Source organism: Actinocorallia populi (assembly GCF_002995495.1).
Taxonomy (GTDB): Bacteria; Actinomycetota; Actinomycetes; order Streptosporangiales; family Streptosporangiaceae; genus Actinocorallia; species Actinocorallia populi.
Genome location: NZ_PVZV01000004.1, coordinates 694,898 through 718,279 on the forward strand (window position 1 = coordinate 694,898; position 23,382 = coordinate 718,279).

Here is a 23,382-nt window from a genome sequence, read left to right on the forward strand (position 1 = left end):
CCGGGCTACTGGCGGCTGCGCTACGTTTGCTACTGCGATGACTGGCTGCTAGGCAGCATCAGCCTCGCGGCCGTACGGGTGCTCACCGGCGGCCTCGGGCTTTCTGCTCGCCTACGCCGCAGCCTTCGGTGTCTCTACTACCTCCTCGTACAGGCCGTCCAGGCCCTCGATGACGAGGTTGCGTTTGAATCTTTCCACACTGAACCGCTCCACTTGCCGCTTGACGAAGACGACCTGACCGATGTCCAGACGCAGGGTGACTCGCTGCCGCGGTACCGCGACGCCCGCGACTGCCCCGCAACGCGCCCCGGTGCGCCAGCCGAGCCAGCTCCGGACGGGGGCGTGCGTAGATATCGGCTGTGTCCCAAGGACGCAGCACCACGGTGCGACGGCGGTCGAGCTTCGGCGGCAACCCCACTGTCGTCTTCGGTGCATCTGACACGTCTTCACCTCTGGAGAGATCCTGAGGCCCGTTGTGACGATGAACGCAGGTTAAGGACTCATGTTCGTCATAGTGATTTGGGTGAGGTGCGGGACGCCAGCGGAGGTGCCAGACGATGCTGATCGAGACCGGATTCGCATGGGAGCTATCAGCGCGTAGCAGCGATTCTCAGTGACATTTAGGTGACAAAAGATCTTGAGCCGTGATCCATTCGAGTGGATCAAGGCTCTGACCTGGGGAAACGTGGAGCGGATGACGGGAATCGAACCCGCGTAGCTAGTTTGGAAGACTAGGGCTCTACCATTGAGCTACATCCGCGTGGGGCGTTACGTCCCGACGGTAGCGTACAGGGTTTCGGGGGGTGTGCGCGAAACGGGGGCCAGGCGGGCGCGGTGCTGGGCCGGAGTGAGGCCGCGGGTGCGTTTGAAGGCGGTGCTCAGGGCGTACGGGGTGGCGTAGCCGACGCGGTGGGCGATGGTCTCCAGGGTGAGGGACGGGTCCTGGAGGAGGTCGGCGGCGAGGCTGAGGCGCCAGCGGGTCAGGTGGGCCATGGGGGGTTCGCCCACCAGTGCCGTGAAGCGGCGGGCGAGGGTCGAGCGGGAGACGCCGAGTTTGCGGGCCAGCAGGTCCAGGGTCCAGGGGTGGGACGGGTTGTGGTGGAGCAGGCGCAGGGCCTGGCCTGTCAACGGGTCGGACTGGGCCTGGTACCAGGCGGGCGGGTGTGCTTCGGGGCGGGTGAGCCAGGCGCGCAGGAGCGTGATGGTCAGCAGGTCCAGGAGGCGGTCGAGGACGGCGGACTGGCCGGGGGAGTCGCGGGTCATCTCCTCGGCGAGCAGGGAGACCAGCGGGGTCCGGGCGGGGTCGGGCGGCAGGTGCAGGAGCGGGGGCAGGGCGTTCAGGAGGTCCTGGGCGGTCTCGGTGGCGGTCTCGTAGGTGCCGGTGAGCATGACGGTCTGGCCGTCGGGGGCGTTGCCCCAGGTGCGGACGCCCTGTGACATCGACTCCACCAGGTCGGTGCCGTCCAGGGTGGTGCAGATCTGGCCGGGGTTGACGAGGATCTGCGGCGGGGTGTCGGGGGAGTCGGCGACGGTGTAGGGGCGGGGGCCGCGGGCCAGGGCGACCTCGCCGGGCTTCAACAGCACCGGGGGGCCGGTCTCGGGGACGATCCAAGCGTGGCCGCGGGCGACGACCGCGAGTGTCAGCGGGGAGTGGTCCTGGATGCGCATGGACCACGGCGGGTCCATGACGGAGCGGAGAAGGAAGGCGCCGCGGGCGCGGGGGCCGTCCAGGAGGGCGGCAAGAGCGTCCATGGCATTGAAGGTAGCGCGGGACGGATGCGTATGGGCATGCGTTTTTCGGGCATGGAGGGCGCAGTCTCCATGCGATGGGATGAAGGTGTTCGACACCGAAGTCCCAAGGAGAACGTTTTGAACCGTACGTTGCTACTCGTCTCAGCGGTGGGCGCAGGCGTGAGCGGGGGAGTCTTCTTCGCCTTCTCCACGTTCATCATGCGGGGTCTGGGCAGCATCCCGCCGGCGCAGGGAGCCGCCGCCATGCAGGCGATCAACCGTGCCGCGCCCAACCCGTTCTTCATGCTCGCCCTGCTCGGTACGGCGGTGACGGGCGTCATCGTGGGTTTCACGGGGCTGCGTGACATGTCGGCCCCGGGCGCTGTTTACGCCGTCGTGGGAGCCGCCCTCTATCTCATTCCGATCGTCCTGACGGTCGTCTACCACGTTCCCTACAACAACCAGCTCGAGGCTCTGGACGCCACGGCCGCCGGTACGGCGGACTTCTGGACGACGTACGTGTCGCGGTGGACGGCGTTCAACCATCTCCGCTGCCTGGGGGCTCTCAGTGCAGGGGTGGCGTTCGTGCTCGCCTACCGAAGCGCCAGGTGATCTGGCCGTGGGTCTGGAAGGAGGGGGTGCCGTTGGGGTTGAATAAGAAACCGAATCCAATTCGGTTGAGGAGTCCGGAATGGCTGATATCGAGGCGTATGCCAGCCAGGCGAGAGCCTGGCTGGCCGAGACACCCATCCCCGAGAACACGGGGACGGAGGTGTCCAGGCAGTTCATGGCCGTGCTCTACGACGCGGGGTACTCCGGCATCTCCTGGCCCGCCGAGTACGGGGGGCAGGGGCTGAGCACCGCGGAGGAACGGGTCTTCCAGCAGGCCGCGCGCGGCAAGGCGCTGCCGACGGGAGTGTTCGGCATCGGCCTCGGCATGTGCGGCCCGACGTTGTTGTCGCTGGGCACCGAGGAGCAGAAGAAGCGCTACATCAGACCGCTGCTGCGCGGCGAGGAGATCTGGTGCCAGCTGTTCTCCGAGCCCGGAGCCGGCTCGGACGTCGCCTCCCTGCAGACCCGCGCGGTCCTCGACGGCGACTCCTGGGTCCTCAACGGCCAGAAGGTCTGGACGACCGTCGCCCAGCACGCCGACTACGGACTCATCATCGCCCGCACCGACGTGGACGTGCCCAAGCACAAGGGCATCACCATGTTCGTCGTCGACATGCACGCCCCGGGCGTGACGGTCCGCCCGCTGCGCGACATGACGGGTATCGCGCACTTCAACGAGGTCTTCTTCGACGACGTGCGCATCCCCCAGGACCAGGTCGTCGGCGGCGTCAACAACGGCTGGCACGCGGCCATCACGACACTGCTGCACGAGCGCCTGTCGATCGGCATGGGCAGCGCCGCGCCCGACCGCCCCACGTCGTACAGGAGCATCGCCGCCCGTGCGCAGCAGCGCGGCCTCACCGAAGACCCTGCCGTCCGCGAGAAGCTGGTCGACCTCTACGTTCAGGAACGCGCGCTGGAACTGTTCAACGCCCGCCTCGCCCAGGAGGTCAAGGCTGGCATCAACCCCGGTTCGCGGGGCTCGGTGACCAAGCTCCTGCTGGCCGAGTTGACGCTCGACAGCGCCGAGACGGCCGCCGAGATCTTCGGCGAGGGGGTCGTCGCCCACTCCGAGGACGATGAGCTGGCGCGTTACGCCGCGGCTCTGGCCTGGGCTCCGGGCATGGCGCTCGGCGGCGGCACCAACGAGATCGTCCGTAACGCGATCGGCGAAAGGGTCCTGGGGCTGCCCCGCGAACCGCAGGTCGACCGCGACGTCCCCTTCCGTGAACTCAAGGTCGGCACGCAGAAGAAGGAGGCGGGCGCGTGAGACTGATCCTTACCACCGAGCAGCAGGAGTTGGCCGGGGCCGTCCGGTCCTTCCTGGCCGCCGCCGCGCCGATCGCACGGGTCCGGCAGGTCGCCGAAGGCGAGGAGCCCTACGACCGCAAGACGTGGGAGCGGCTCGCAGGGGAGCTCGGCGTCACCGGCCTGGCCGTCCCCGAGGAGTACGGGGGAGCGGGCGCCGGACGCGCCGAGGTCGCCGTCGTACTGGAGGAGCTGGGCACGGCGCTCACCCCGGTGCCGTACTTCGCGTCGTCCGTCCTGGCCGCCGAGGCGCTGCTCGCGCTGGACGACGAGGCCGCCAAGCGCGAGTACCTGCCGGGCATCGCGGCGGGCACCACGGTCGCCACCCTCTCCTTCGCCGAGGGCGTCACGGCCTCCGCCGACCACACCCTCGACGGGCGTGCCGAACGCGTTCTCCACGGCGCGGACGCGGACCTGCTCCTGGTCGTGGCGAGCCTGGACGGGAAGCCGGCCGTGTTCGCGGTCCAGGGCGAGGCCGTCCAGCGCACCCCGCTGGAGGTCCTGGACCTCACCCGTCCCCAAGCGGTGGTGGAGTTCTCCGCCACTCCGGCGCGGCTCGTCGGCCCGGCGGACGCCACGGAGGCGCTCGCCCGCACCCTCGACGTCGCGGGCGCGGTGCTCGCCTCCGAGCAGCTGGGCGGGTTGCGCCGCTGCCTGGACACGATCGTCGAGTACACGAAACTGCGCGTCCAGTTCGGCCGGTTCGTCGGCTCCTTCCAGGGGGTGAAGCACCGGCTCGCCGACCTGCACTGCCTCCTGGAGCAGGCCGAGTCGGTGGCCAGGTACGCCGCGTGGGCCGCCGACGAGGCGCCGGAGGAGCTGCCGACGGCCGCGGCGCTCGCCCAGGCCTACACCGGACCGGCCTACTTCCGGGTGGCCAAGGAGCACCTGCTCCTGCACGGAGGCATCGGCTTCACGTGGGAGCACGACGCGCACTTCTACTACAAGCGCGCCAAGAGCAGTGAACTGCTGCTGGGTCCCCGGCGCCGGCACCGGGGGCTGCTCGCCGAGCGGCTCGGTCTGGGATGACCGGCTCTCCCGGGGCCGCGTGACGGTCCCCTCCGCTCGGAACACGAGAGAAGCGCTCCTCGGTTTTCTTGAGCGGAGGGGACAAAAACCGCCGGAAACTCCTTGCGGTCGCCGCCTGCTATGGAGCATGTCCTCCATGTCACGATGAGGCTCCCTTCGCCCCACCCCGGAGGAACCATGCAGCCCGTGCTCCTGGCCTGCGCCGCCCACCTCATCTACCTCACCGGTTTCGTGATCTTCAAGACGACCGGCGCGTCGCTGCCACCGCTCTCCCCCCGCCGCCCCTTCCACGCCACCGTGAAGCTGGTGTCCAGCGCCCCGTGGCTGGTCGGCCTGGCCACGGTGATGAGCGGCACCGTCGTGGCGGCGGCCGCGGTGAACACCGCACCGGTCTCGATCATGCTCGCGACGTACCTCTTCGGCCTGCTCCTGCTGCTCGCGGTGGGCCTTTCGGGCTTCAAGGAGCGGCTGAACCGCCGCGAGGGATCCGCGCTGGGGCTGCTGGCCGCGGCCCTCGTCCTGGTCGCGGTGCCCATCGTGTACGGGTACGGCGCCTTCCCCTCGCGCAGCGGAGCCGGCCTGCCCGACCCCTCGCCCTGGATGTTCGCCGCCGCGACGGTCCCCTCGCTCCTCTTCCCCATCTGGTTGTTCTGCGTCCGGGAACGCAAGGTGGAGGGCCGGCACGCCCGGAGGCTGACGGGCGTCGCCTACGGGATCGGCGCGGGCGTGCTGCTGGGCACCGCCGAGACGATGGGCGTGGCGATGATCCCCTACGTCACCGAGGCCCCGCGCGAACTGCTGTACACGCCCTACCCGGTGGTGTTCCTGCTGGCCGGGGCGCTCGGCCTGGGCCTGCTGCACATCGGGTTGCAGGAACGCCGCCTGATCCTGGTCTGCGCGGTGATGAACATCGTCGGCAAGATCCAGCTGGTGTGCGGCGCGGCGCTGCTGTTCGGGGAGCCCTGGCCGTCCGAGCCGCTGTGGCTCGCGCTGGAGCTGACGGGTGTCTTCCTGGCGCTGTACGCCGTCCTGCTCTTCCCCCGCTACGAGCGGGTCGGGCGCCCCGTGGCCGCCGTCCCGCCCGCGCCCAAGGCCGCGCCTGCGCGCGTGCAGCTCTCTCCCGACCGCCCGATGCCGCCGCAGCCGCCCCGGCTGCCGCACGTGCAGGCGCCCCCGCGCGCCCACCTGTGAGGGAGGGCGCGCGGGCAGGGGTCACTTACTGACGGGTTCGACGTCGTCGTCATCGACGGAGCCGGACTGCTCCGGCACCTCGACGGCGGCGTCGGCCGTCTCCTTCCGCTTCACTTTGGCCTTCTTGCGCCGGAAGAACGGCAGGTGGTCCTCGGGGTGGTCGGCCAGCGAGGTGATGACGGGCTGGAGCAGCCGCGCCGCCAGCGGGCCGAACGCCGCGAGGATGAGGACGTAGCCCGCCGCCAGCGGGCCGAGGTCGGGGTGGGCGCCGGCCCCCACGGCCAGGCCGGCGATGACGATGTTGAACTCGCCGCGGGGGACCAGCGCGAGCCCCGCCCGCGCCCGTCCGGCCCGTCCGATGCCCGCTTTCTGCGCCGCGTAGTAGCCGGTGAGCAGCTTGGTGATGATGCTGACGAAGGCCAGCAGCAGCGCCAGCCCGGCCACCGGGAGGATCTTCGCGGGATCGGTGTTCAGGCCGAAGAAGACGAAGAACACCGCGGCGAACAGGTCGCGCAGCGGGGCCAGCACTTCCTGCGCCTCGTGGGCGAGCTGGCCCGACAGGGCGACCCCGACGAGGAACGCGCCGACCGCGGCGGAGACCTGCAGCTGCTGGGCGATGCCGGCGACCAGCAGCGCCAGGCCCAGCACCTTGAGCAGCATGACCTCGGAGTTCGGGCTGGAGACGAACATCTCCAGGTAGCGCCCGAACTTCAGCGAGATGACGAGGACCACCGTGACCGTGGCCAGCGCGATGCCGACGCTGGTGGCGCCGGCGGCGAAGCCCGCGCCCGCCAGGATGGCGGTGAGGACCGGCAGGTAGACGGCCATCGTGAGGTCCTCGAAGACCAGCAGCGACAGCACGACGGGCGTCTCACGGTTGCCGACCCAGCCCAGGTCGGTGAGGACCTTCGCGGTGATGCCCGAGGAGGTGGCGTAGGTGACGCCCGCCATCGCGACCGCCGCGACCGGGCCCCAGCCCAGCACCAGAGCGATGATCGCGCCGGGCGCCGCGTTCAGCACGAGGTCGACCAGCCCGCCCTTGGCGTTGCCCTTGAGGGAGGTGACCAGTTCGTCGGCGTTGTACTCCAGGCCCAGGGTGAGCAGCAGGAGGATGACGCCGATCTCCGAGGCGGTGTGGACGAACTCCTCGCTGGTGCCCAGGGAGAGGATCCCGCCGTGGCCGAAGGCGAGACCGGCGATGAGGTAGAGGGGTATGGGGGAGATACCCGCGCGCAGGGCGAAGGAGCCCAGGATGCCGAGGGCGAGGATGATCCCGCCGAGTTCCAGGAACAGAATGGCTATGTCGTGCACGCGCTCCCCTACCCGCCGGTCAAGATCTGGGTGGCGGCCTCGGTACTCTCCAGGCTCCCCACCACCACGGCGACGTCGTTCTCCCGCAGGACGAAGTCGGGCAGGGGACTGGCGTTGACCTGCCCGTTGCGGACCACGGCCACGATGGACGCGCCCGTCAGGGTGCGCACCTGCGCCGAGCCCATGGCCTTGCCCGCCCACCGGGTCGCCACCGGGACCTGCAGGCTGACCAGGCCCTCGACCTCACGGTGCAGGGCGTTGAGGCGCTGGACGATCCGCGGCGCGCCGAGCAGCTCGACGAGGGCGTCGGCCTCCTCGTCGTTGAGCTTGACCGTCTCGCACGCCCGGTCGGGGTCGGCCCTGTCGTAGATCACCAGGTCCCGGCGGCCGGTCCGGTAGGACACGATGCCTATCCGGCGTCCGGCACGGGTGGTGAACTCGTGGCGCAGCCCGATACCGGGCAGCGCCGTCTGTTCTACGTCCACTACTTCCCCTCCCTTGGGTGAAGCACGAAAGTCCAAGGGCCGATTTTGGCCCAGTGACGTGCAACGCTCCAAGTCGGGTCCCGTGACCGTTTCGTGGAAAATCTCTAGATGCGGCCAGAACGTCGGCCCGTGACGGGCGTGTTACCGCCCCTTCACGTCCGTGCCCCGCGGGCGCGTGAAGTGCTCACACTGACGCGCCGTGCGCGGTGCGTGACAGGTAATCGGGTCTTGACGTCGCGGCAACAGCGGGGAAGAGGTCCCCACCTACTTTCGGGTCAGCGAGAACGACCGAGCTGAGTAGAACGTACCTGGAGGCAGGGCATGACCACGCTGACCGGCGAGAGGCCCGCGGCGCCAGACGCGGGGCGGGGCCGCTGGATCGAGGACTGGCGACCGGACGACGAGCGCTTCTGGAACGAGACCGGAAAGCGCGTCGCCCGCCGCAACCTGGCCTGGTCCATCCTCACCGAGCACCTGGGCTTCTGCGTCTGGCTCCTGTGGAGCATCGCCGTCATCAACCTCGGCACGGTGGGCGTCACCCTGGACGTCGGGCAGCAGCTGTGGCTGACGACCGTCCCCAACCTCGTCGGCGCCTTCATGCGCATCCCCTACACCTTCGGCCCCGCCCGGTTCGGCGGCCGGAACTTCACGATCATCAGCGCGATGCTGCTGCTGATCCCGTGCGCCCTGTTCGTCTACGCGATCGAGAACCCCGACATCCCCTTCTGGGTCCTGCTGCTCATCGCGGCCACCACCGGCCTGGGCGGCGGCAACTTCGCCTCGTCGATGTCGAACATCACGCACTACTACCCGGCGGACAAGCAGGGCCTGCCGCTCGGCCTGAACGCAGCGGGCGGCAACCTCGGCACCAGCGTCACCCAGCTGGCGATGCCGCCGCTGATCGTCGCCGCCGGGCTCGCCGCCGTCGGCTGGGTGTGGATGCCCCTGGTGCTGGTCGCCGCGGCGGGCGCCTACTTCTTCATGAACAACCTGCGGCACGCCACCAGCGCCTACACCGTCAAGGAGATGGCGGCCATCTCGCGCAGGCCGCACACGGTCATCATGTCGGTGCTCTACATCGGCACCTTCGGCTCCTTCATCGGCTACTCCTTCTCCTTCGGAGTGCTCATCAAGAACCAGTTCCCCGGCATCCAGGCCGCCGACTACATCTGGCTGGGCGCCCTCATCGGCTCCGTGGCCCGCCCGATCGGCGGCTGGCTGGCCGACAGGGTCGGCGGCGCCCGGGTGACGTTCTGGAACTTCCTGGTCATGGCGCTGGGCATCGTGGCGGTCTGGTCCGCGGTCGACGCGGGCAGCTGGCCGCTGTTCCTGGCCGCCTTCCTGTGCGTCTTCGCCACGACCGGCATCGGCAACGGCTCCACCTACAAGATGATCCCCGCGATCTTCAAGAACAAGGCGCTGGAGGGCGTGGACCCCGGGGACGGGGAGGCGGTCGCCGCGGCGGTCTCCTCGGCCCGGCGCACGGCGGCCGCGGCGATCGGCATCTCCTCGGCCGTCGGCGCCCTGGGCGGCGTGCTGATCCAGCAGACCTTCCGGATCTCGCTGGCCGAGGCCGGGACGATCGTCCCCGCCCTGCTGATCCTGGCGGTCTTCTACACGGTGTGCGTGGTCCTCACCTGGGCCGCCTACCTGCGCAGGACCGGCGCCGCGCGGCGCAGCCTCGCCGAGGCGGGGGTCTGACCCGGCGCGGCCGACCCGCACCACAGAAGGCGAAGAGCCCCGGCGTCGAGGACGCCGGGGCTCTGACCTGCGGTCGGGCTGGCGGGATTTGAACCCACGGCTTCTTGCACCCAAAGCAAGCGCGCTACCAAGCTGCGCCACAGCCCGTGTCGCGCGACAGTTTAGCCGCTCGGCGACCGGCGCAGGCTGATCTTTTCTCCGGGAGGCGGCTCGCGCGGGAGCCTGTCACGGGAGGTGGCCGTGACCCCCTAGACTGAAGGCCGCACAGGCATGCGTTGTGCCGCCCGAAACGATCAAGCGAGACCGGCGGTCGCTCGCGCTCGCGGCTCGGCAGGGCCGCGTCCCAGCGCGCCGAGCCGTGTGAACCGCCGGATCAAGGAGACCTGCCCCAGTGAAGACCGCTGTCGAGGAGTTGACCCCGACCCGGGTGAAGCTCACCATCGAAGTTCCGTTCGAAGAGCTCAAGCCGAGCCTCGACAAGGCCTACAAGGAGCTCGCGAGGCAAGTGCGGCTCAAGGGCTTCCGCCCGGGCAAGGCGCCCGCCCGCCTGATCGACCAGTACGTGGGCCGCGGCGCGGTGCTGCAGGAGGCCGTCAACGACGCGCTGCCCGGCCTGTACGGCGCCGCGATCGAGGAGAAGGAGCTCTTCGTCCTCGGCCAGCCCGAGGTCGAGGTGACCAAGATCGACGACGGCAAGGAACTGGAGTTCACCGCCGAGGTCGACATCCGCCCGACCTTCGAGGTGCCCGAGTACGAGGGCCTTCCCGTCACCGTCGACGACGCCGTCGTCACCGACGACGAGATCGCCGAGACGCTCGAGAACCTGCGCGAGCGCTTCGCCACCCTCACCACCGTCGAGCGCGCCGCGGCCGAGGGCGACACCGCCACCATCGACCTGAGCGCCGCCATCGACGGCGAGGACGTCGAGGACGCCGCCACCAAGGGCTACTCCTACGAGGTCGGCACCGAGGGCTCCATCGAGGGCCTCAACGAGGCGATCGTCGGCCTGTCCGCCGGCGAGTCCAAGACCTTCACCTCCACGCTGGTGGCCGGCTCCCGCAAGGACGAGCAGGCCGAGGTCACCGTCACCGTGCAGTCGGTGAAGGTCAAGGAACTGCCCGAGGCCGACGACGAGTTCGCCCAGCTCGCCTCGGAGTTCGACACGATCGAGGAGCTGAAGGACGACGTCCGCAAGCGGCTCGAGCGCCAGAAGAAGCTCAACCAGATCGGCCAGGCCCGGGACAAGGCCCTCGAGGCCCTCCTGGAGAAGGTCGAGATCCCGCTGCCCGACAGCATCGTGGACAGCGAGAAGCAGCGCCGCAACGAGCAGCTCGACCAGCAGCTCGCCTACGCCGGCCTGACCCGCGACGCCTACCTGGCCGACGAGGAAAAGACGGCCGAGGAGTTCGAGGCCGAGCTCGACGAGGCCGCGCGCAAGGCGGTCAAGGGCGGCTTCATCCTCGACCAGCTGGCCCTCGACGAGGAGCTGGGCGTCGAGAACGAGGAGCTCAGCGAGTACGTGGTCACGCAGGCGATGCAGATGAACCTGCCGCCGCAGCAGCTGGCCCAGTACCTCACCGAGAACAACCAGATCCCGGCGCTCGTGGCCGAGGTGCTGCGCAGCAAGGCGCTGAACCTCATCGTCGAGCACGTCAAGATCTCTGACGAGTCCGGCAACGAGCTCGACCTCGATGAGCTCCGCAAGGAGATCAACGGCGAGACCGTCACCGCCGGGGCCGACGAGGGGCCGGAGGCGGCCGAGGACGGCGAGGTCGCCGAGGCCGAGGTCGTCGACGAGCCGGCCGAGGCCGCGCCCGCCGAAGAGGCGGCGAGCGACGAGGGCTCCACCAAGTCCTGAATCGCATGAAAAATGCAAATGCGCCCCGTATGCCGGAAATGGCATGCGGGGCGCTCCCGTTCAAACCATGTTCGCCCGGGGCTAAACCTCGGGTCGAGAAAAGGGCGGAGGGTACGCCGCCAGCGAAAAGAACGTCCGTATGGCGTGAGGCCCCCGCGGGGCGCGTTAGTGTCCAATCATCCGACCGTTCAGGGACCACAACTCGCTAGACACCTACGGAGGAACAGGGTGAGCAAGCCTCCGATTTTCCACGACCCGATCTTCGCGCGCGAGGGCGGGCTGCAGGCCATGGCCGCGCAGGAGGCCCTGCACCAGCAGTTGCTGCGCAAGCGGATCGTGGTACTCGGCCAGCAGGTCGACGACGACATCGCCAACCGTCTCGCCGCCGAGCTGCTGCTGCTCTCGGCCGAGGACGGCAAGCGCGACATCACGTTCTACATCAACTCTCCGGGTGGATCCGTGACCGCCGGCATGGCGATCTACGACATCATGGAGTACGTGCCGAACGACATCGTCACCGTCGGCATGGGCCTGGCGGCGTCCATGGGGCAGTTCCTGCTCTGCGCCGGCACCCCGGGCAAGCGGTACGCGCTCCCGCACGCGCGCATCATGATGCACCAGCCTTCCGGCGGCATCGGCGGCACCGCCTCGGACATCAAGATCCAGGCCGAGCAGATGCTCTACGTGAAGAAGACGCTCGCCGAGCGGATCGCCTACCACACGGGCCAGACGGTCGAGCAGATCACCGCGGACTCCGACCGCGACCGCTGGTTCACCGCCGAGGAGGCCAAGAACTACGGACTGGTCGACCACGTGGTGACCAGCGCCAACGAGGTTCCCTCCGAGGGTCCGGTCTCCTGATGGAGAACTTCGGACCGACCATGGAGAGCCGTCCGATTATGGAGAGCAGCATGGAAATTCGCGCCGGCGGCGTGCGGCCGGTCGACGGCCGTTACATCATCCCGTCCTTCGTGGAGCGGACGGCGTACGGGGTCAAGGAGATGAACCCGTACAACAAGCTCTTCGAAGAGCGGATCATCTTCCTGGGCGTGCAGATCGACGACGCGTCGGCCAACGACGTGATGGCGCAGCTGCTCACCCTGGAGTCGATCGACCCCGACCGCGACATCAGCATCTACATCAACTCGCCGGGCGGCTCGTTCACCGCGATGACCGCCATCTACGACACGATGCAGTACGTCAAGCCCGACATCCAGACGGTCTGCATCGGCCAGGCGGCCTCGGCGGCGGCGGTGCTGCTGGGCGCCGGCACGCCGGGCAAGCGCGCGGCGCTGCCGCACGCGCGGGTCCTGATCCACCAGCCCGCCACGGAGGGCACCTACGGGCAGGGCTCGGACATCGAGATCCAGGCCCGCGAGATCATGCGCATCCGCGAGCAGCTGGAGACCATCATCTCCCGGCACAGCGGTCGGTCGCTGGAAGAGGTCCGTCAGGACATCGAGCGCGACAAGATCCTCACGGCGGACGAGGCCAAGGCCTACGGCCTGATCGACGACGTCTTCGTCAGCAAGAAGCGCCGGGTAGAGGTAGTGTCTTCATAAGACGGCGCTAAGTTCGGGGAGACCCCCGGCTTTCGCGGTCGGGTCCCGGGACTCTCGGGGCACGGCCCGGCGCCCCGGAGACGGTACCGTCGAAGCAGCCTTCGTCGGCGGTACGGGGAGCATGAGCTCCGCGTACCGCCGGGCGCGAGGCGGCCCCACGAAAAGGAGACAACCGGGTGGCACGCATCGGCGACGGTGGTGACCTGCTGAAATGCTCTTTCTGCGGCAAATCACAGAAGCAGGTCAAGAAGCTCATCGCGGGCCCGGGTGTGTACATCTGCGACGAGTGCATCGATCTCTGTAACGAGATCATCGAGGAGGAGCTCTCCGAGAGCTCGGACCTCAAGTGGGACAGCCTGCCCAAGCCCCGGGAGATCTACGAGTTCCTCGACGGCTATGTCATCGGGCAGGAGAAGGCCAAGAAGGCACTTTCCGTCGCGGTCTACAACCACTACAAGCGGATCCAGTCCGGCGACTCCCGCGATGACGGGATCGAGCTGGCCAAGTCGAACATCCTGCTGCTCGGCCCGACCGGATCCGGCAAGACGCTCCTCGCGCAGACCCTGGCCAAACTGCTCAACGTCCCGTTCGCCATCGCGGACGCCACGGCACTGACCGAGGCGGGCTATGTCGGCGAGGACGTCGAGAACATCCTGCTGAAGCTCATCCAGGCCGCCGACTACGACGTCAAGAAGGCCGAGACGGGCATCATCTACATCGACGAGGTCGACAAGATCGCCCGCAAGAGCGAGAACCCGTCGATCACCCGGGACGTCTCCGGGGAGGGCGTGCAGCAGGCCCTGCTGAAGATCCTGGAGGGCACGACCGCCTCGGTCCCGCCCCAGGGCGGGCGCAAGCACCCGCACCAGGAGTTCATCCAGATCGACACCACCAACGTCCTGTTCATCTGCGGCGGCGCCTTCTCCGGCCTGGAGAAGATCATCGAGTCGCGGGTGGGCAAGCAGGGCGTGGGTTTCGGCGCGGTCATCCGCTCGAAGGTCGACTTCGCCAAGAACAGCGACATCTTCGGCGACGTCATGCCCGAGGACCTGTTGAAGTTCGGGATGATCCCCGAGTTCGTCGGCCGCCTCCCGATCATCACCAGCGTGCACAACCTGGACCGGGCCGCGCTGATCAACATCCTCACCGAGCCGAAGAACGCGCTGATCAAGCAGTACCGGCGCCTGTTCGAGCTGGACGGGGTGGACCTGGAGTTCACCGACGACGCCCTCGAGGCCGTCGCCGACCAGTCCATCCTGCGCGGCACCGGCGCGCGCGGCCTGCGCGCCATCCTGGAGGAGGTGCTCCTCTCGGTGATGTACGAGGTGCCCAGCCGCGAGGACGTCGCCCAGGTGGTCATCACCCGGGAATCGGTGCTGGAGCACGTGAATCCGACGCTCGTCCCGCGCGAGCGCTCGCAGAAGCGTGAACCGCGCGAGAAGAGCGCCTGAGCACACCCCAGACGAACCCGGCTCCCGCGAGCCGGGTTCTGTCGTCTCCGGCCGCGGCCGAGCCCGCCACGAGGCCCTCAGGGCCCCGGCCGGGCACCGGCCCGGCCGGCTCCCGGATCCGGTGCCGCCGGACACCGGCTTCGCCGAGCGCCCTACGTGAGGGCGCGGGGTCGCCGGGCATGGGCCCGCCGGTTCCCTGGGCGGGCACCGGAGGGTCAGGCGAGGGGGAGGCGGGCGGTGACGGTGGTGCCGCCTCCTGGGCGGGAGGCGATGGTGAAGGTGCCGCCGAGTTCGGAGGCGCGCTCGCGCATGGACGTCAGGCCGAGGCCCTGGCGGGCCTGGCGGGGCAGGCCGCGGCCGTCGTCGGAGACGGTGATCTCCAGTTCCCCGTTCCGTTCGGCCAGCCGCAGCTCCACGCTGGTGGCCTTGGCGTGCCGCCGGGCGTTGGTGAGGGCCTCCTGGATGATGCGGTAGGCGGTGACCTCCTGCACGGGGGCGAGCTGCGGGAGGTCCGCGCAGTACACGTCCACCCGGGGTTCGGGCAGGTCGGCGGCGAGCGCCTGGACGGCGCCCAGCAGCCCCAGCCGGTCCAGGGTGGGCGGGCGCAGCCCGTGCACCAGTTCCCGGATGTCGCCCATCGCGGTGGTCATGCGTTCGCGCAGCGCCAGCAGCGACGGCTCCACCGACTCCGGGTCGGTGGTCAGGCGCACCCGGGCGGCGTCCACCGACAGCGCCAGCGCCGCCAAGGTGGGCCCCAGCCCGTCGTGCAGGTCGCGGCTGAGCCTGCGGCGCTCGTCCTCGCGGGTGTTGATGACGGTCTCCTGGGAGACGCGCAGCAGCCGGACGGTGTGCGCGAGGTCGGCCACGTGCCGGGTGAGCACCTCGACCAGCCGGTGGTCGGCGTGTCCGGGCCCGTACAGCAGCATCCGGCCGATCTGCTCGCCGTGCCACACCAGCGGGACCACCTGCGCGGGGCCGTCCTCCACCCCGTCGGTGTGCACGACGACGTCGTCGATCTCCACGCAGACCCCCGAGAGCGCCAGCGTCCGGCGCACCGCCCGTGCGGCGAGCCGCAGCGCGGTGGCGGGGTCCTCGGTCTGCTGGACGGTCCGCGCGAGCCGGTCGGCGAGCAGGTAGGGGTCGCGCTCCATCCCGAACAGCAGGTCGATGGAGAGCTGGACGCGGGAGCGGACGGGCTGGAACAGCGCGCCGACCGCCAGCGCGCCGAAGAACCCGGCGGCATGGCCGACGACCAGGTTGTTGACCAGGGCGATGAGCCCGAAGTAGACGGCGCCCAGGATCAGCGTCAGCGTGCCGTAGACCAGCGTCCTGTTGACGATCACGTCGATGTCGTAGAGCCGGTAGCGCAGGATGGCGATCGCCAGCGCGACCGGCACGGTGGCCACCGCGGTGCAGGTCAGGGTGGCGAACAGCCAGAAGGGGACGTCCTTCCAGATGAGGTCGGAGTAGCCGGCCAGCGCGGTGCCCAGCAGGGGGTAGGCGATGAGCGCGATCTGCCGCCGGGCTATGGGGTTGCCCGCCAGGAAGCGCAGCGCCAGCGAGAGGAAGTTCAGGAAGGTGACGGCCACCGTGAACGGCTGCACGATGTTCAGGTACGGACCTTCCAGATCGAGGAGGGCCTGCACGCCGAACGGGTTGTGCGCCTCCTTGCCGCCCACGCTCAGGTCGCCCGGGAGCAGCATCCGGTGCAGGACGTTCGTCCCGATGAGCGCCACCGACAACCACAGCACCGGCCGCCAGCGCCGGGAGGGGGGCCTGCCGTCGGGGAAGAGCAGCGGGACGATCATCACCAGCGGCAGGAACTCCAGCATGTACAGCCAGGTGGCGCCCCAGCGCAGGAAGACGGCTCCGGGCAGGTCGTGCAGCAGCGCCCAGCGCGAGAAGGGGATCAGCAGCCAGTGCGCCGCCGCGACGAGGCCGATCCCCCACAGCAGGCGGGCGACGACCAGGCCGGGCCTGCGGCTGAGCAGGTACGCCCCGACCACCGGGTACAGGCAGCCCATGACGACCTCGGGGCGCCAGGACTGGCTCGTCCGGTACTCCACGGGCACCGAGTAGCGGAAGGCGTACGCCAGGATGATGCACAGCGGGCCGGCCAGCGCCCCGGCCCACAGGACGGTCCTACGTGCCAAGGCCGGCCTCGCGCGCCAGCACTATCGCCTGCGCGCGGTCGGCCACGTGCAGTTTCATGAAGATGTTGGAGACGTGGTTGCGGATCGTCTTCGGCGAAAGGAAGAGGATTCCGGCGATCTCGCCGTTGTTGCGCCCCTGGGCGATGAGCTCGAGGACCTCGCGCTCCCGGTCGGTCAGCTCGGGGAAGGCGGACCTGCGCGGGTCGGGCATCTCGGTGAAGTAGGTGAGCACCCGCCGGGCGATCTCCGGCCCGTAGATCGCCTCGCCAGCCGCCACCGCGCGCACCGCCCGCGCGATCTCCTCGGCGCCCGACTCCTTGAGCAGGTAGCCGCGCGCCCCCGCGCGCATCGCGGCGAACACCGAGTCGTCGTCGCGGAACATGGTCAGCACCAGCACGCCGATGTGCGGGCTGGTGCGGGTGATGGTGCGGGTGGCCTCGATGCCGTTGCCGCCGGGCATGTGCAGGTCCATCACCGCCACGTCGGGCTGCACGTCGTGGGCGAGCCGGACGGCGGCGGGGCCGTTCTCGGCCTCGCCGACGACCTCGATGCCCAGCGCCTCCAGCAGGGCGCGCAGGCCCTGGCGGAACATGGGGTGGTCGTCAGCGATGATCACTCGGATGTCGTCGGACACGACGGGGTTCCTCCGGGAGCGGGTTGAGGGGGAGACGGGCGACCACCGCGGTGCCGCCGCCGGGTCGGGGTCCGATGGTGCACACGCCGCCGATCTCGGCGGCGCGCTCGCGCATCGCCGCCAGGCCCGTGCCGTCCCGCCCCTGCGGGACGCCGGTGCCGGGGTCGGCGACGACGAGGTGGAGGGCGTCCGGGCCGCGGTTGAGCCGCACCAGGGCGCTGGCGGCCAGGGAGTGCCGCCGCACGTTGCTGAGCGCCTCGGAGACGATCCGGTAGGCGGCGACCTCGACCGCCGCGGGAAGCGAGGTCAGCTCGCCGCTGATCTTGACGTCGACCAGGATCCCGTCGGTTCCGTCCGCCAGCCCGCCGACCGCCCCGGCCAGGCCGAGGTCGTCCAGCGCCGGCGGGCGCAGCCCCGCCACCAGCTCCCGGATGTCGCCGACCGCGTCGGCCAGCCGCCGGCGCAGGTCGCTCAGCAGCGGGCCGACCTGCTCGGGCCGGTCGCGCAGGGTGAGCCTGGCGGTGTCGAGCGCCATCGCCAGGCTGGCCAGGGTGGGGCCGAGCCCGTCGTGCAGGTCGTGCCGCAGCCGGCGGCGCTCCTCCTCGGCGGCCGCGAGGATGCGTTCCCGGGACCGCTGGAGCGCGCCGGCGCGGTCATCCGCGGCGGGGGCTAGCCGTCGGGTCAGCAGGACGCCGACGGCGAGCCCCAGCAGGAACGCGCCGAGCGCGGTGACGCCGTACATACCCGAAACCCTCCCCGACCGCCGAGATCACCGACAGGGACGCGTGTCCCGGATCAGGCGGGCTTCTCCACGTCGGGCCGCATCTTGCGCATGACGTCGGCCAGCTGGGACCAGCCGAGGGACGGGCCGCCGGTGACGTTCGGGGCGGCCATCACCATGCCGAGCGTGTTGTCGGTCTGCCAGTAGCACAGCGGGATCTTGATGCTGGACATCGTCATCTCGGCGCAGCTCGCCGTGCCGGAGCCGCCCGCGTCCGTCTCGTGGAAGCTGATGTTGGCGCCGGAGCTCTGCAGGCCCTGGCGGAAGTCGTTCCTGTCGCCCATGCCGGGGCCGGTGATCCCGGTGAAGGTGACCTTGGAGCCCTCGGCGTCGTAGGTCGCCGACACGACGGTGCCCTGCGAACCGAGGAGGTTGCGGAAGGTGCTGCCGTAGGCGTCGCCGGAGGAGTCGTTCACCTGCGGGTACCCGCCCGCGCTCGGCGGGGCGCTGAGCGTGTACTCGCCGCCTCCGTCGCCCCCGTCGCCGCTCAGGCCGACGATGGCGATCACCGCGACGATCACCACGACGACCGCGCCGCCGGCGAGCGCCAGGATCAGGCCGGTCTTGTTGTTCTTGGGCGGCGCGGGGTGGTGCCCGGCCTGCCCGAAGGGCGGCGGCGTGGGCTGCCCGAACGGGGGAGGCGTCGGCTGCCCGTAGGGCTGGCCGGGCTGGGCCGGCTGGCCGTAGGGCTGCTGCCCGTAAGGCTGCTGGGGCTGGCCGTAAGGCTGCTGGGGCTGCTGGGGCTGCTGGCCGTAGGGCTGCTGCGGCGGTTGGGGCCCGCCGTAGCCGGGGCCCTGGGGCGGGGGGTTCCAACCACTCAAGGTCATCTCCGGGAGCGTGTGCGAGGGGAACGGACAGGGGACCATTGTGTCCTATCTGGTGTTCCTTGTCCCGGTCTCCCCGGCGACCGCCGGAAACAGGGGCCGCCACGCCGTAGAATCTGCGTTCGTGACCCAGTCCCAGTTGCCCACTCAGTACGCGCCCGCCGAGGTCGAGGGAAGGCTCTACGAACGCTGGACCTCCGCCGGCCTGTTCGAGGCCGACCCCGAGCGCGCTCCCGACGCGCCGGCGTACACGATCGTCATCCCGCCGCCCAACGTGACCGGCTCGCTGCACATGGGCCACGCCCTGGACCACTCCATCCAGGACACGCTGGTACGCCGCAGGCGCATGCAGGGGTACGAGGCGCTGTGGCTGCCGGGCATGGACCACGCCGGCATCGCCACCCAGAACGTGGTCGAGCGCGAGCTCAAGAAGGAGGGCCTGACCCGCCACGACCTGGGCCGCGAGGCGTTCCAGGAGCGCGTGTGGCAGTGGAAGGCCGAGTCCGGCGGCCGCATCCTCGGCCAGATGAAGCGCCTGGGCGACAGCGTCGACTGGTCGCGTGAGCGCTTCACCATGGACGAGGGGCTCTCCCGCGCCGTCCTGACCATCTTCAAGCGGCTGTACGACGACGACCTCATCTACCGCGCCGAGCGCATCATCAACTGGTGCCCGCGCTGCCTGACCGCGTTGTCGGACATCGAGGTCGAGCACTCCGACCGCGAGGGCGAGCTCGTCTCGATCCGCTACACCGACGAGGTCGTGGTGGCCACCACCCGGGCCGAGACGATGCTCGGCGACACCGCGGTGGCCGTCCACCCGTCCGACGAGCGCTACGCCCACCTGGTCGGCACCGAGATCGAGCTGCCGCTGACCGGCCGCCGCATCCCGGTCGTGGCCGACGAGCACGTCGACCCGGAGTTCGGCACCGGCGCGGTCAAGGTCACGCCCGCCCACGACCCGAACGACTTCGAGATCGGGCGGCGGCACGGCCTGCCGTCCCTGACGGTCCTGGACGAGCACGCCGAGGTCACCGCCGAGGGCCCCTTCCGGGGCATGGACCGCTACGAGGCCCGTGCCGCGGTGGTGGAGGCGCTGCGCGAGCAGGGCCGCATCGTCAAGGAGGTCCGCCCCTACGAGCACTCCGTCGGCCACTGCCAGCGCTGCCGGACGGTCGTCGAGCCGCGCGTGTCCCTGCAGTGGTTCGTCAAGGTCGCCCCGCTGGCCGAGGCCGCGGGCGACGCCGTCCGCGACGGCCGGGTCCAGATCCAGCCGCCGGAGCTGTCCGCCCGGTACTTCGCCTGGGTCGACAACATGCACGACTGGTGCATCTCCCGGCAGCTGTGGTGGGGCCACCGCATCCCCGTCTGGTACGGGCCCGACGGCGAGCAGCGGTGCTTCGGCCCCGGCGAGGAGGTGCCCGAGGGCTGGACCCAGGACACCGACGTGCTGGACACCTGGTTCTCCAGCGCGCTGTGGCCCTTCTCCACCCTGGGCTGGCCCGACGACACGCCCGACCTGCGGCGCTTCTACCCCACCTCCGTGCTGGTCACCGGCTACGACATCCTCTTCTTCTGGGTCGCCCGGATGATGATGTTCGGCCTGTACGCGATGGACGGCGTGGCGCCGTTCAAGGTCATCGCCCTGCACGGCATGGTCCGCGACCAGCACGGCAAGAAGATGTCGAAGTCCTTCGGCAACGTCGTCGACCCGCTGGACTGGATCGAGCGCTACGGCGCCGACGCCACCCGCTTCACGCTGCTGCGCGGCGCCAACCCCGGCGGTGACGTCCCGGTCGCCGAGGACTGGGCGCAGGGCTCGCGCAACTTCTGCAACAAGCTGTGGAACGCCACCCGGTTCGCGCTGATGAACGGCGCGCACGTCAACGGGGAGCTCCCCGCCGAGCCGTCCACGACCGACGCGTGGATCCTCTCCCGGCTGCAGACGGTCATCGCCGAGGTCGACGCCCACATCGAGAACTTCGACTTCGCCAAGGCGTGCGAGGCGCTCTACCACTTCGCCTGGGACGAGGTCTGCGACTGGTACCTGGAGCTGTCCAAGGTCCCGCTCGCCGAGGGCGGCGCGACGGCCGAGGCCACCCGCCGGGTGCTGGGCGAGGTCCTGGAGACCCTGCTGCGGCTGCTGCACCCGATGGTCCCGTTCGTCACCGAGGAGCTGTGGACGGCCCTGACCGGCCGCGAGACCATCGTGCGCGCCCCCTGGCCGACCGCGGACACCGCGCGCGCCGACGCCGCCGCCGAGGCCGTCGTCGTCTCGCTGCAGCGCCTGGTCACCGAGGTCCGCCGGTTCCGCTCCGACCAGGGCCTGAAGTCCGGCCAGCGGGTCACCGCCGCGCTGGAGCTGGACGGCAGCCCGCTGGCCGCCTACGAGGAGCAGATCCGCTCGCTGCTGAAGCTGACCGCCCCCGGCGGCTCCTTCTCCGCCACCGCGTCCCTGCCCGTCGAGGGCGTCGTGGTGAAGCTGGACACCGCCGGAGCCATCGACGTGGCCGCCGAGCGCGCCCGCCTGGAGAAGGACCTAGCGGCCGCCCGCAAGGAGGTCGCCCAGACCTCCGGCAAGCTGGCCAACGCCGACTTCGTCGCCAAGGCCCCCGAGGCGGTCATCAGCAAGAACCGCGCCCGCCTCGAGGCCGCCCAGGCCGACATCACCCGCCTGGAGTCCCAGCTCGCCTCCCTCCCGGCAGGCTGAGCGGCCCCGTCCACCGCGCCGACGGCCCGGCCCCCCGCGGGGAGCCGGGCCGCCGGCGTCCCGGGGGCGGCTCTCAGATTCTTCTCATCATCGGCTCAGCGCCTGCTCAGAGGGCGGGGGCATCTTGAAGACACAGGGGGCGACCGGCGGGTCGTGTCCCTCCGGAGAAGAAGTGACGACTGAACCGCAGCCGGACCCGGTGGTCCCACCGGGTCCGGCTGCTCCGGCGTCCGGGGCCGGGCAAGGCCGGAACCGGGCCGGGCCGGGGGAGAGATAGCCTTTTCGGCGTGACGGATTATCGGACCGCCGTGTCGGCGGTCATGGCACGGGGCGTCGAATGGGAGTTCGACCCCACCCTCGACCGGATCCAGGACCTGCTGCACCTGCTGGGCGAACCCCAGCGGGCCTGCCCGGTGATCCTGGTGGCGGGGACCAACGGCAAGTCGAGCGTCTCCCGGATGATCGACGCGCTGCTCACCGAGCGGGGACTGCGCGTCGGGCGGTTCACCAGCCCGCATCTGAGCGAGCTGCGCGAGCGCATCGCGATCGACGGGGAGCCGCTGAGCGAGGAGCGCTTCGCCGAGGTCTACGCCGACCTCGAGCCGTACCTGCAGCTCATCGACGGCAAGCACCCGGTGCGGTTGTCGTTCTTCGAGACGCTGACCGCGATGGCCTACGCGGCGTTCGCGGACGCGCCGGTGGACGTCGCGGTCGTGGAGATCGGCATGGGCGGCACCTGGGACGCCACCAACGTGGTGGACCCGGCCGTCTCGGTGATCACCCCGATCGGCCTGGACCACACCGACTACCTCGGCGACACGATCGAGGACATCGCCCACGAGAAGGCCGGGATCATCAAGCCCGGCACGGTCGCGGTGATCGCCCAGCAGCAGCCGGCCGCCGCCGAGGTGCTGCTGCGCCGCGCGGCGGAGACCGGCGCGCCGGTCGTCCGGGAGGGCATGGAGTTCGGGGTGCTCCAGCGGGACCTGGCCCTGGGCGGCCAGCGGCTGCACCTGCGCGGCGTGCACGGCGACTACGAGGAGGTCTTCCTGCCGCTGTTCGGCGCGCACCAGGCGGCCAACGCCGCGGTCGCGCTCGTGGCCGTCGAGACGTTCGCCAGCGGCGCTCCCACCAACGCGGTCCTCGACCCCGGCGAGGTGACCCGGGGCAGGGTCTCCTCGGACTACGCCGCCCCCGAGGGCGGCGAGGGCAGGCTCGACCCGGAGCTGGTCAGGGACGGCTTCGCCCGGGTGAGCTCGCCCGGCAGGATGGAGGTGGTGCGCACCGGCCCCACCGTGATCCTGGACGCCGCGCACAACCCCGCGGGCATGGCCGCCACGGCCCAGACGCTGAGCGAGTCCTTCGACTTCACCCGGCTGGTCGGGGTGGTGGCCGTCTCGGCCGACAAGGACGTCGCCGGCATCCTGGCGGAGCTGGAGCCGGTCCTGACCGAGGTGGTCGCGACCCGCAACTCCTCGTCGCGCGCCATGCCGGTGGACGAACTGGCCGCGCTGGCCGCGGAGATCTTCGGTCCGGAGCGGGTGCACCGCGCCGGGCGCCTGGACGACGCGTTCGAGCGGGCTGTGGCGCTGGCCGACGAGGCGGGGGAATACGGGGGCTCCGGTGTGGTCATCACCGGGTCGGTCGTCACGGCCGGCGACGCACGAGTTCTGTTGAAGGTGAAGTGATGCGGCGCCTGCTCGCCACGATCTTGACATGTGAGGCGATCATCCTCGCCCTGGCGATTCCGGTCGCGATCTCGGTCGCGCACGTGGACGCCAGGACCGCCGGGATATCCGGGGGAGTGCTGGCGGTGCTCGCCCTGCTGCTGGCCGGAACGCTGGGCAGGTCCTGGGGCGTTCCCCTGGCCACGGGTTTCCAGGTCGTCGTGCTGGCGCTCGGCTTCTTCGTGCCGACCATGTTCATCCTGGGCGTGGTCTTCGGCGCGTTGTGGGCCTATGCCATTTGGCTGGGAGTGAAGGTGGAGGGGCGGCAGAAGCGCTAGCTTCTTCTCCGGGCGGCCTTTTCCGCGGGGTATTTACCC

At 70.3% G+C, this 23,382-nt stretch carries 19 protein-coding genes and 2 tRNA genes; 12 read left to right on the forward strand and 9 right to left on the reverse strand.

The genetic code is table 11. The annotated features are described in order from the left end of the window. Positions 1 to 686 precede the first annotated feature (686 nt). Positions 687 to 760, reverse strand: a tRNA-Gly gene (locus C2865_RS19940). 8 nt (positions 761 to 768) lie between these two features. Further along, positions 769 to 1,752 carry an AraC family transcriptional regulator gene (locus C2865_RS19945; RefSeq protein ID WP_106399974.1) on the reverse strand — a complete coding sequence of 328 codons (984 nt, stop codon included), beginning with the start codon at positions 1,750 to 1,752 and terminating at the stop codon, positions 769 to 771. A gap of 117 nt (positions 1,753 to 1,869) precedes the next feature. On the opposite strand from C2865_RS19945, the gene C2865_RS19950 reads away from it, so the two are divergent. The 4 genes from C2865_RS19950 (at position 1,870) to C2865_RS19965 (ending at position 5,871) form a co-directional block, all read left to right on the forward strand. Continuing rightward, the gene (locus C2865_RS19950; RefSeq protein ID WP_106399975.1) at positions 1,870 to 2,343 is read left to right on the forward strand and encodes an anthrone oxygenase family protein; all 474 of its coding nucleotides are present in this window, start codon (positions 1,870 to 1,872) and stop codon (positions 2,341 to 2,343) included. Positions 2,344 to 2,422: 79 nt separating this feature from the next. Then, the gene (locus C2865_RS19955; protein ID WP_106399976.1) at positions 2,423 to 3,613 is read left to right on the forward strand and encodes an acyl-CoA dehydrogenase family protein; all 1,191 of its coding nucleotides are present in this window, start codon (positions 2,423 to 2,425) and stop codon (positions 3,611 to 3,613) included. Beyond that, complete coding sequence (locus C2865_RS19960) at positions 3,610 to 4,680, forward strand: acyl-CoA dehydrogenase family protein (protein ID WP_106399977.1); 1,071 nt, start codon at positions 3,610 to 3,612, stop codon at positions 4,678 to 4,680. Before C2865_RS19955 ends, C2865_RS19960 begins: the two co-directional genes overlap by 4 nt. A 177-nt stretch (positions 4,681 to 4,857) precedes the next feature. Further along, positions 4,858 to 5,871, forward strand: a complete 1,014-nt coding sequence (locus C2865_RS19965; protein WP_106399978.1) for a hypothetical protein — start codon at positions 4,858 to 4,860, stop codon at positions 5,869 to 5,871. A 21-nt stretch (positions 5,872 to 5,892) separates the two neighbouring features. Here C2865_RS19965 and C2865_RS19970 read toward each other — a convergent pair whose 3' ends face one another. Further along, positions 5,893 to 7,182, reverse strand: coding sequence for a cation:proton antiporter (locus tag C2865_RS19970; RefSeq protein ID WP_106399979.1), 1,290 nt, complete (start codon positions 7,180 to 7,182; stop codon positions 5,893 to 5,895). 8 nt (positions 7,183 to 7,190) lie between these two features. Continuing rightward, positions 7,191 to 7,667 carry a cation:proton antiporter regulatory subunit gene (locus C2865_RS19975; RefSeq protein ID WP_106399980.1) on the reverse strand — a complete coding sequence of 159 codons (477 nt, stop codon included), beginning with the start codon at positions 7,665 to 7,667 and terminating at the stop codon, positions 7,191 to 7,193. Between the two features lie 321 nt (positions 7,668 to 7,988). On the opposite strand from C2865_RS19975, the gene C2865_RS19980 reads away from it, so the two are divergent. Further along, positions 7,989 to 9,368, forward strand: coding sequence for an MFS transporter (locus C2865_RS19980; RefSeq protein WP_106399981.1), 1,380 nt, complete (start codon positions 7,989 to 7,991; stop codon positions 9,366 to 9,368). Positions 9,369 to 9,441: 73 nt separating this feature from the next. Here the strand turns inward: C2865_RS19980 and C2865_RS19985 are convergent. Further along, positions 9,442 to 9,515, reverse strand: a tRNA-Pro gene (locus tag C2865_RS19985). A 244-nt stretch (positions 9,516 to 9,759) separates the two neighbouring features. On the opposite strand from C2865_RS19985, the gene tig reads away from it, so the two are divergent. The 4 genes from tig (at position 9,760) to clpX (ending at position 14,239) form a co-directional block, all read left to right on the forward strand. Beyond that, positions 9,760 to 11,226, forward strand: a complete 1,467-nt coding sequence (gene tig, locus C2865_RS19990) for a trigger factor (protein WP_106399982.1) — start codon at positions 9,760 to 9,762, stop codon at positions 11,224 to 11,226. A 288-nt stretch (positions 11,227 to 11,514) separates the two neighbouring features. Then, positions 11,515 to 12,087 carry a ClpP family protease gene (locus C2865_RS19995; RefSeq protein WP_106400085.1) on the forward strand — a complete coding sequence of 191 codons (573 nt, stop codon included), beginning with the start codon at positions 11,515 to 11,517 and terminating at the stop codon, positions 12,085 to 12,087. A gap of 50 nt (positions 12,088 to 12,137) precedes the next feature. Next, entirely contained in the window at positions 12,138 to 12,788 is a 651-nt protein-coding gene (locus C2865_RS20000) for an ATP-dependent Clp protease proteolytic subunit (protein WP_106400086.1), read from the forward strand. 176 nt (positions 12,789 to 12,964) lie between these two features. After that, positions 12,965 to 14,239: an ATP-dependent Clp protease ATP-binding subunit ClpX gene (clpX, locus tag C2865_RS20005; protein WP_106399983.1), complete on the forward strand. Its 1,275-nt coding sequence runs from the start codon at positions 12,965 to 12,967 to the stop codon at positions 14,237 to 14,239. 215 nt (positions 14,240 to 14,454) lie between these two features. Here clpX and C2865_RS20010 read toward each other — a convergent pair whose 3' ends face one another. From C2865_RS20010 to C2865_RS40100, 4 genes are read right to left on the reverse strand one after another with little or no spacing between them, the layout of a single operon-like run. After that, a complete protein-coding gene (locus C2865_RS20010) occupies positions 14,455 to 16,392 on the reverse strand; it encodes a sensor histidine kinase (RefSeq protein ID WP_232835710.1) in 1,938 nt (645 codons plus the stop codon). Further along, entirely contained in the window at positions 16,382 to 16,984 is a 603-nt protein-coding gene (locus C2865_RS20015) for a response regulator (protein ID WP_232835726.1), read from the reverse strand. The genes C2865_RS20010 and C2865_RS20015 overlap by 11 nt, the downstream gene beginning before the upstream one ends. Positions 16,985 to 16,994: 10 nt before the next feature. Beyond that, positions 16,995 to 17,768, reverse strand: a complete 774-nt coding sequence (locus C2865_RS20020) for a sensor histidine kinase (protein WP_106399985.1) — start codon at positions 17,766 to 17,768, stop codon at positions 16,995 to 16,997. A gap of 53 nt (positions 17,769 to 17,821) precedes the next feature. Further along, positions 17,822 to 18,634, reverse strand: a complete 813-nt coding sequence (locus C2865_RS40100; protein ID WP_198653441.1) for a hypothetical protein — start codon at positions 18,632 to 18,634, stop codon at positions 17,822 to 17,824. A 121-nt stretch (positions 18,635 to 18,755) separates the two neighbouring features. On the opposite strand from C2865_RS40100, the gene C2865_RS20030 reads away from it, so the two are divergent. The 3 genes from C2865_RS20030 to C2865_RS20040 all read left to right on the forward strand — a co-directional run bounded on the left by C2865_RS20030 (position 18,756) and on the right by C2865_RS20040 (position 23,343). Further along, positions 18,756 to 21,338: a valine--tRNA ligase gene (locus C2865_RS20030; RefSeq protein ID WP_106399986.1), complete on the forward strand. Its 2,583-nt coding sequence runs from the start codon at positions 18,756 to 18,758 to the stop codon at positions 21,336 to 21,338. A 320-nt stretch (positions 21,339 to 21,658) separates the two neighbouring features. Then, positions 21,659 to 23,026 carry a bifunctional folylpolyglutamate synthase/dihydrofolate synthase gene (locus C2865_RS20035; RefSeq protein ID WP_106400088.1) on the forward strand — a complete coding sequence of 456 codons (1,368 nt, stop codon included), beginning with the start codon at positions 21,659 to 21,661 and terminating at the stop codon, positions 23,024 to 23,026. Beyond that, positions 23,026 to 23,343: a DUF4233 domain-containing protein gene (locus tag C2865_RS20040; protein WP_106400089.1), complete on the forward strand. Its 318-nt coding sequence runs from the start codon at positions 23,026 to 23,028 to the stop codon at positions 23,341 to 23,343. The genes C2865_RS20035 and C2865_RS20040 overlap by 1 nt, the downstream gene beginning before the upstream one ends. Positions 23,344 to 23,382 lie beyond the last annotated feature (39 nt).

Coding starts and splice junctions, on each gene's coding strand:
- C2865_RS19945 (WP_106399974.1), bottom strand. CDS start 1,752: ATGGACGCTCTTGCCGCCCTCCTGGACGGCCCCCGCGCCCGCGGCGCC.
- C2865_RS19955 (WP_106399976.1), top strand. CDS start 2,423: ATGGCTGATATCGAGGCGTATGCCAGCCAGGCGAGAGCCTGGCTGGCC.
- C2865_RS19965 (WP_106399978.1), top strand. CDS start 4,858: ATGCAGCCCGTGCTCCTGGCCTGCGCCGCCCACCTCATCTACCTCACC.
- C2865_RS19980 (WP_106399981.1), top strand. CDS start 7,989: ATGACCACGCTGACCGGCGAGAGGCCCGCGGCGCCAGACGCGGGGCGG.
- C2865_RS19995 (WP_106400085.1), top strand. CDS start 11,515: ATGGCCGCGCAGGAGGCCCTGCACCAGCAGTTGCTGCGCAAGCGGATC.
- C2865_RS20000 (WP_106400086.1), top strand. CDS start 12,138: ATGGAAATTCGCGCCGGCGGCGTGCGGCCGGTCGACGGCCGTTACATC.
- C2865_RS20015 (WP_232835726.1), bottom strand. CDS start 16,984: ATGTTCCGCCAGGGCCTGCGCGCCCTGCTGGAGGCGCTGGGCATCGAG.
- C2865_RS20020 (WP_106399985.1), bottom strand. CDS start 17,768: ATGTACGGCGTCACCGCGCTCGGCGCGTTCCTGCTGGGGCTCGCCGTC.
- C2865_RS40100 (WP_198653441.1), bottom strand. CDS start 18,634: ATGACCTTGAGTGGTTGGAACCCCCCGCCCCAGGGCCCCGGCTACGGC.
- C2865_RS20035 (WP_106400088.1), top strand. CDS start 21,659: ATGGCACGGGGCGTCGAATGGGAGTTCGACCCCACCCTCGACCGGATC.
- C2865_RS20040 (WP_106400089.1), top strand. CDS start 23,026: ATGCGGCGCCTGCTCGCCACGATCTTGACATGTGAGGCGATCATCCTC.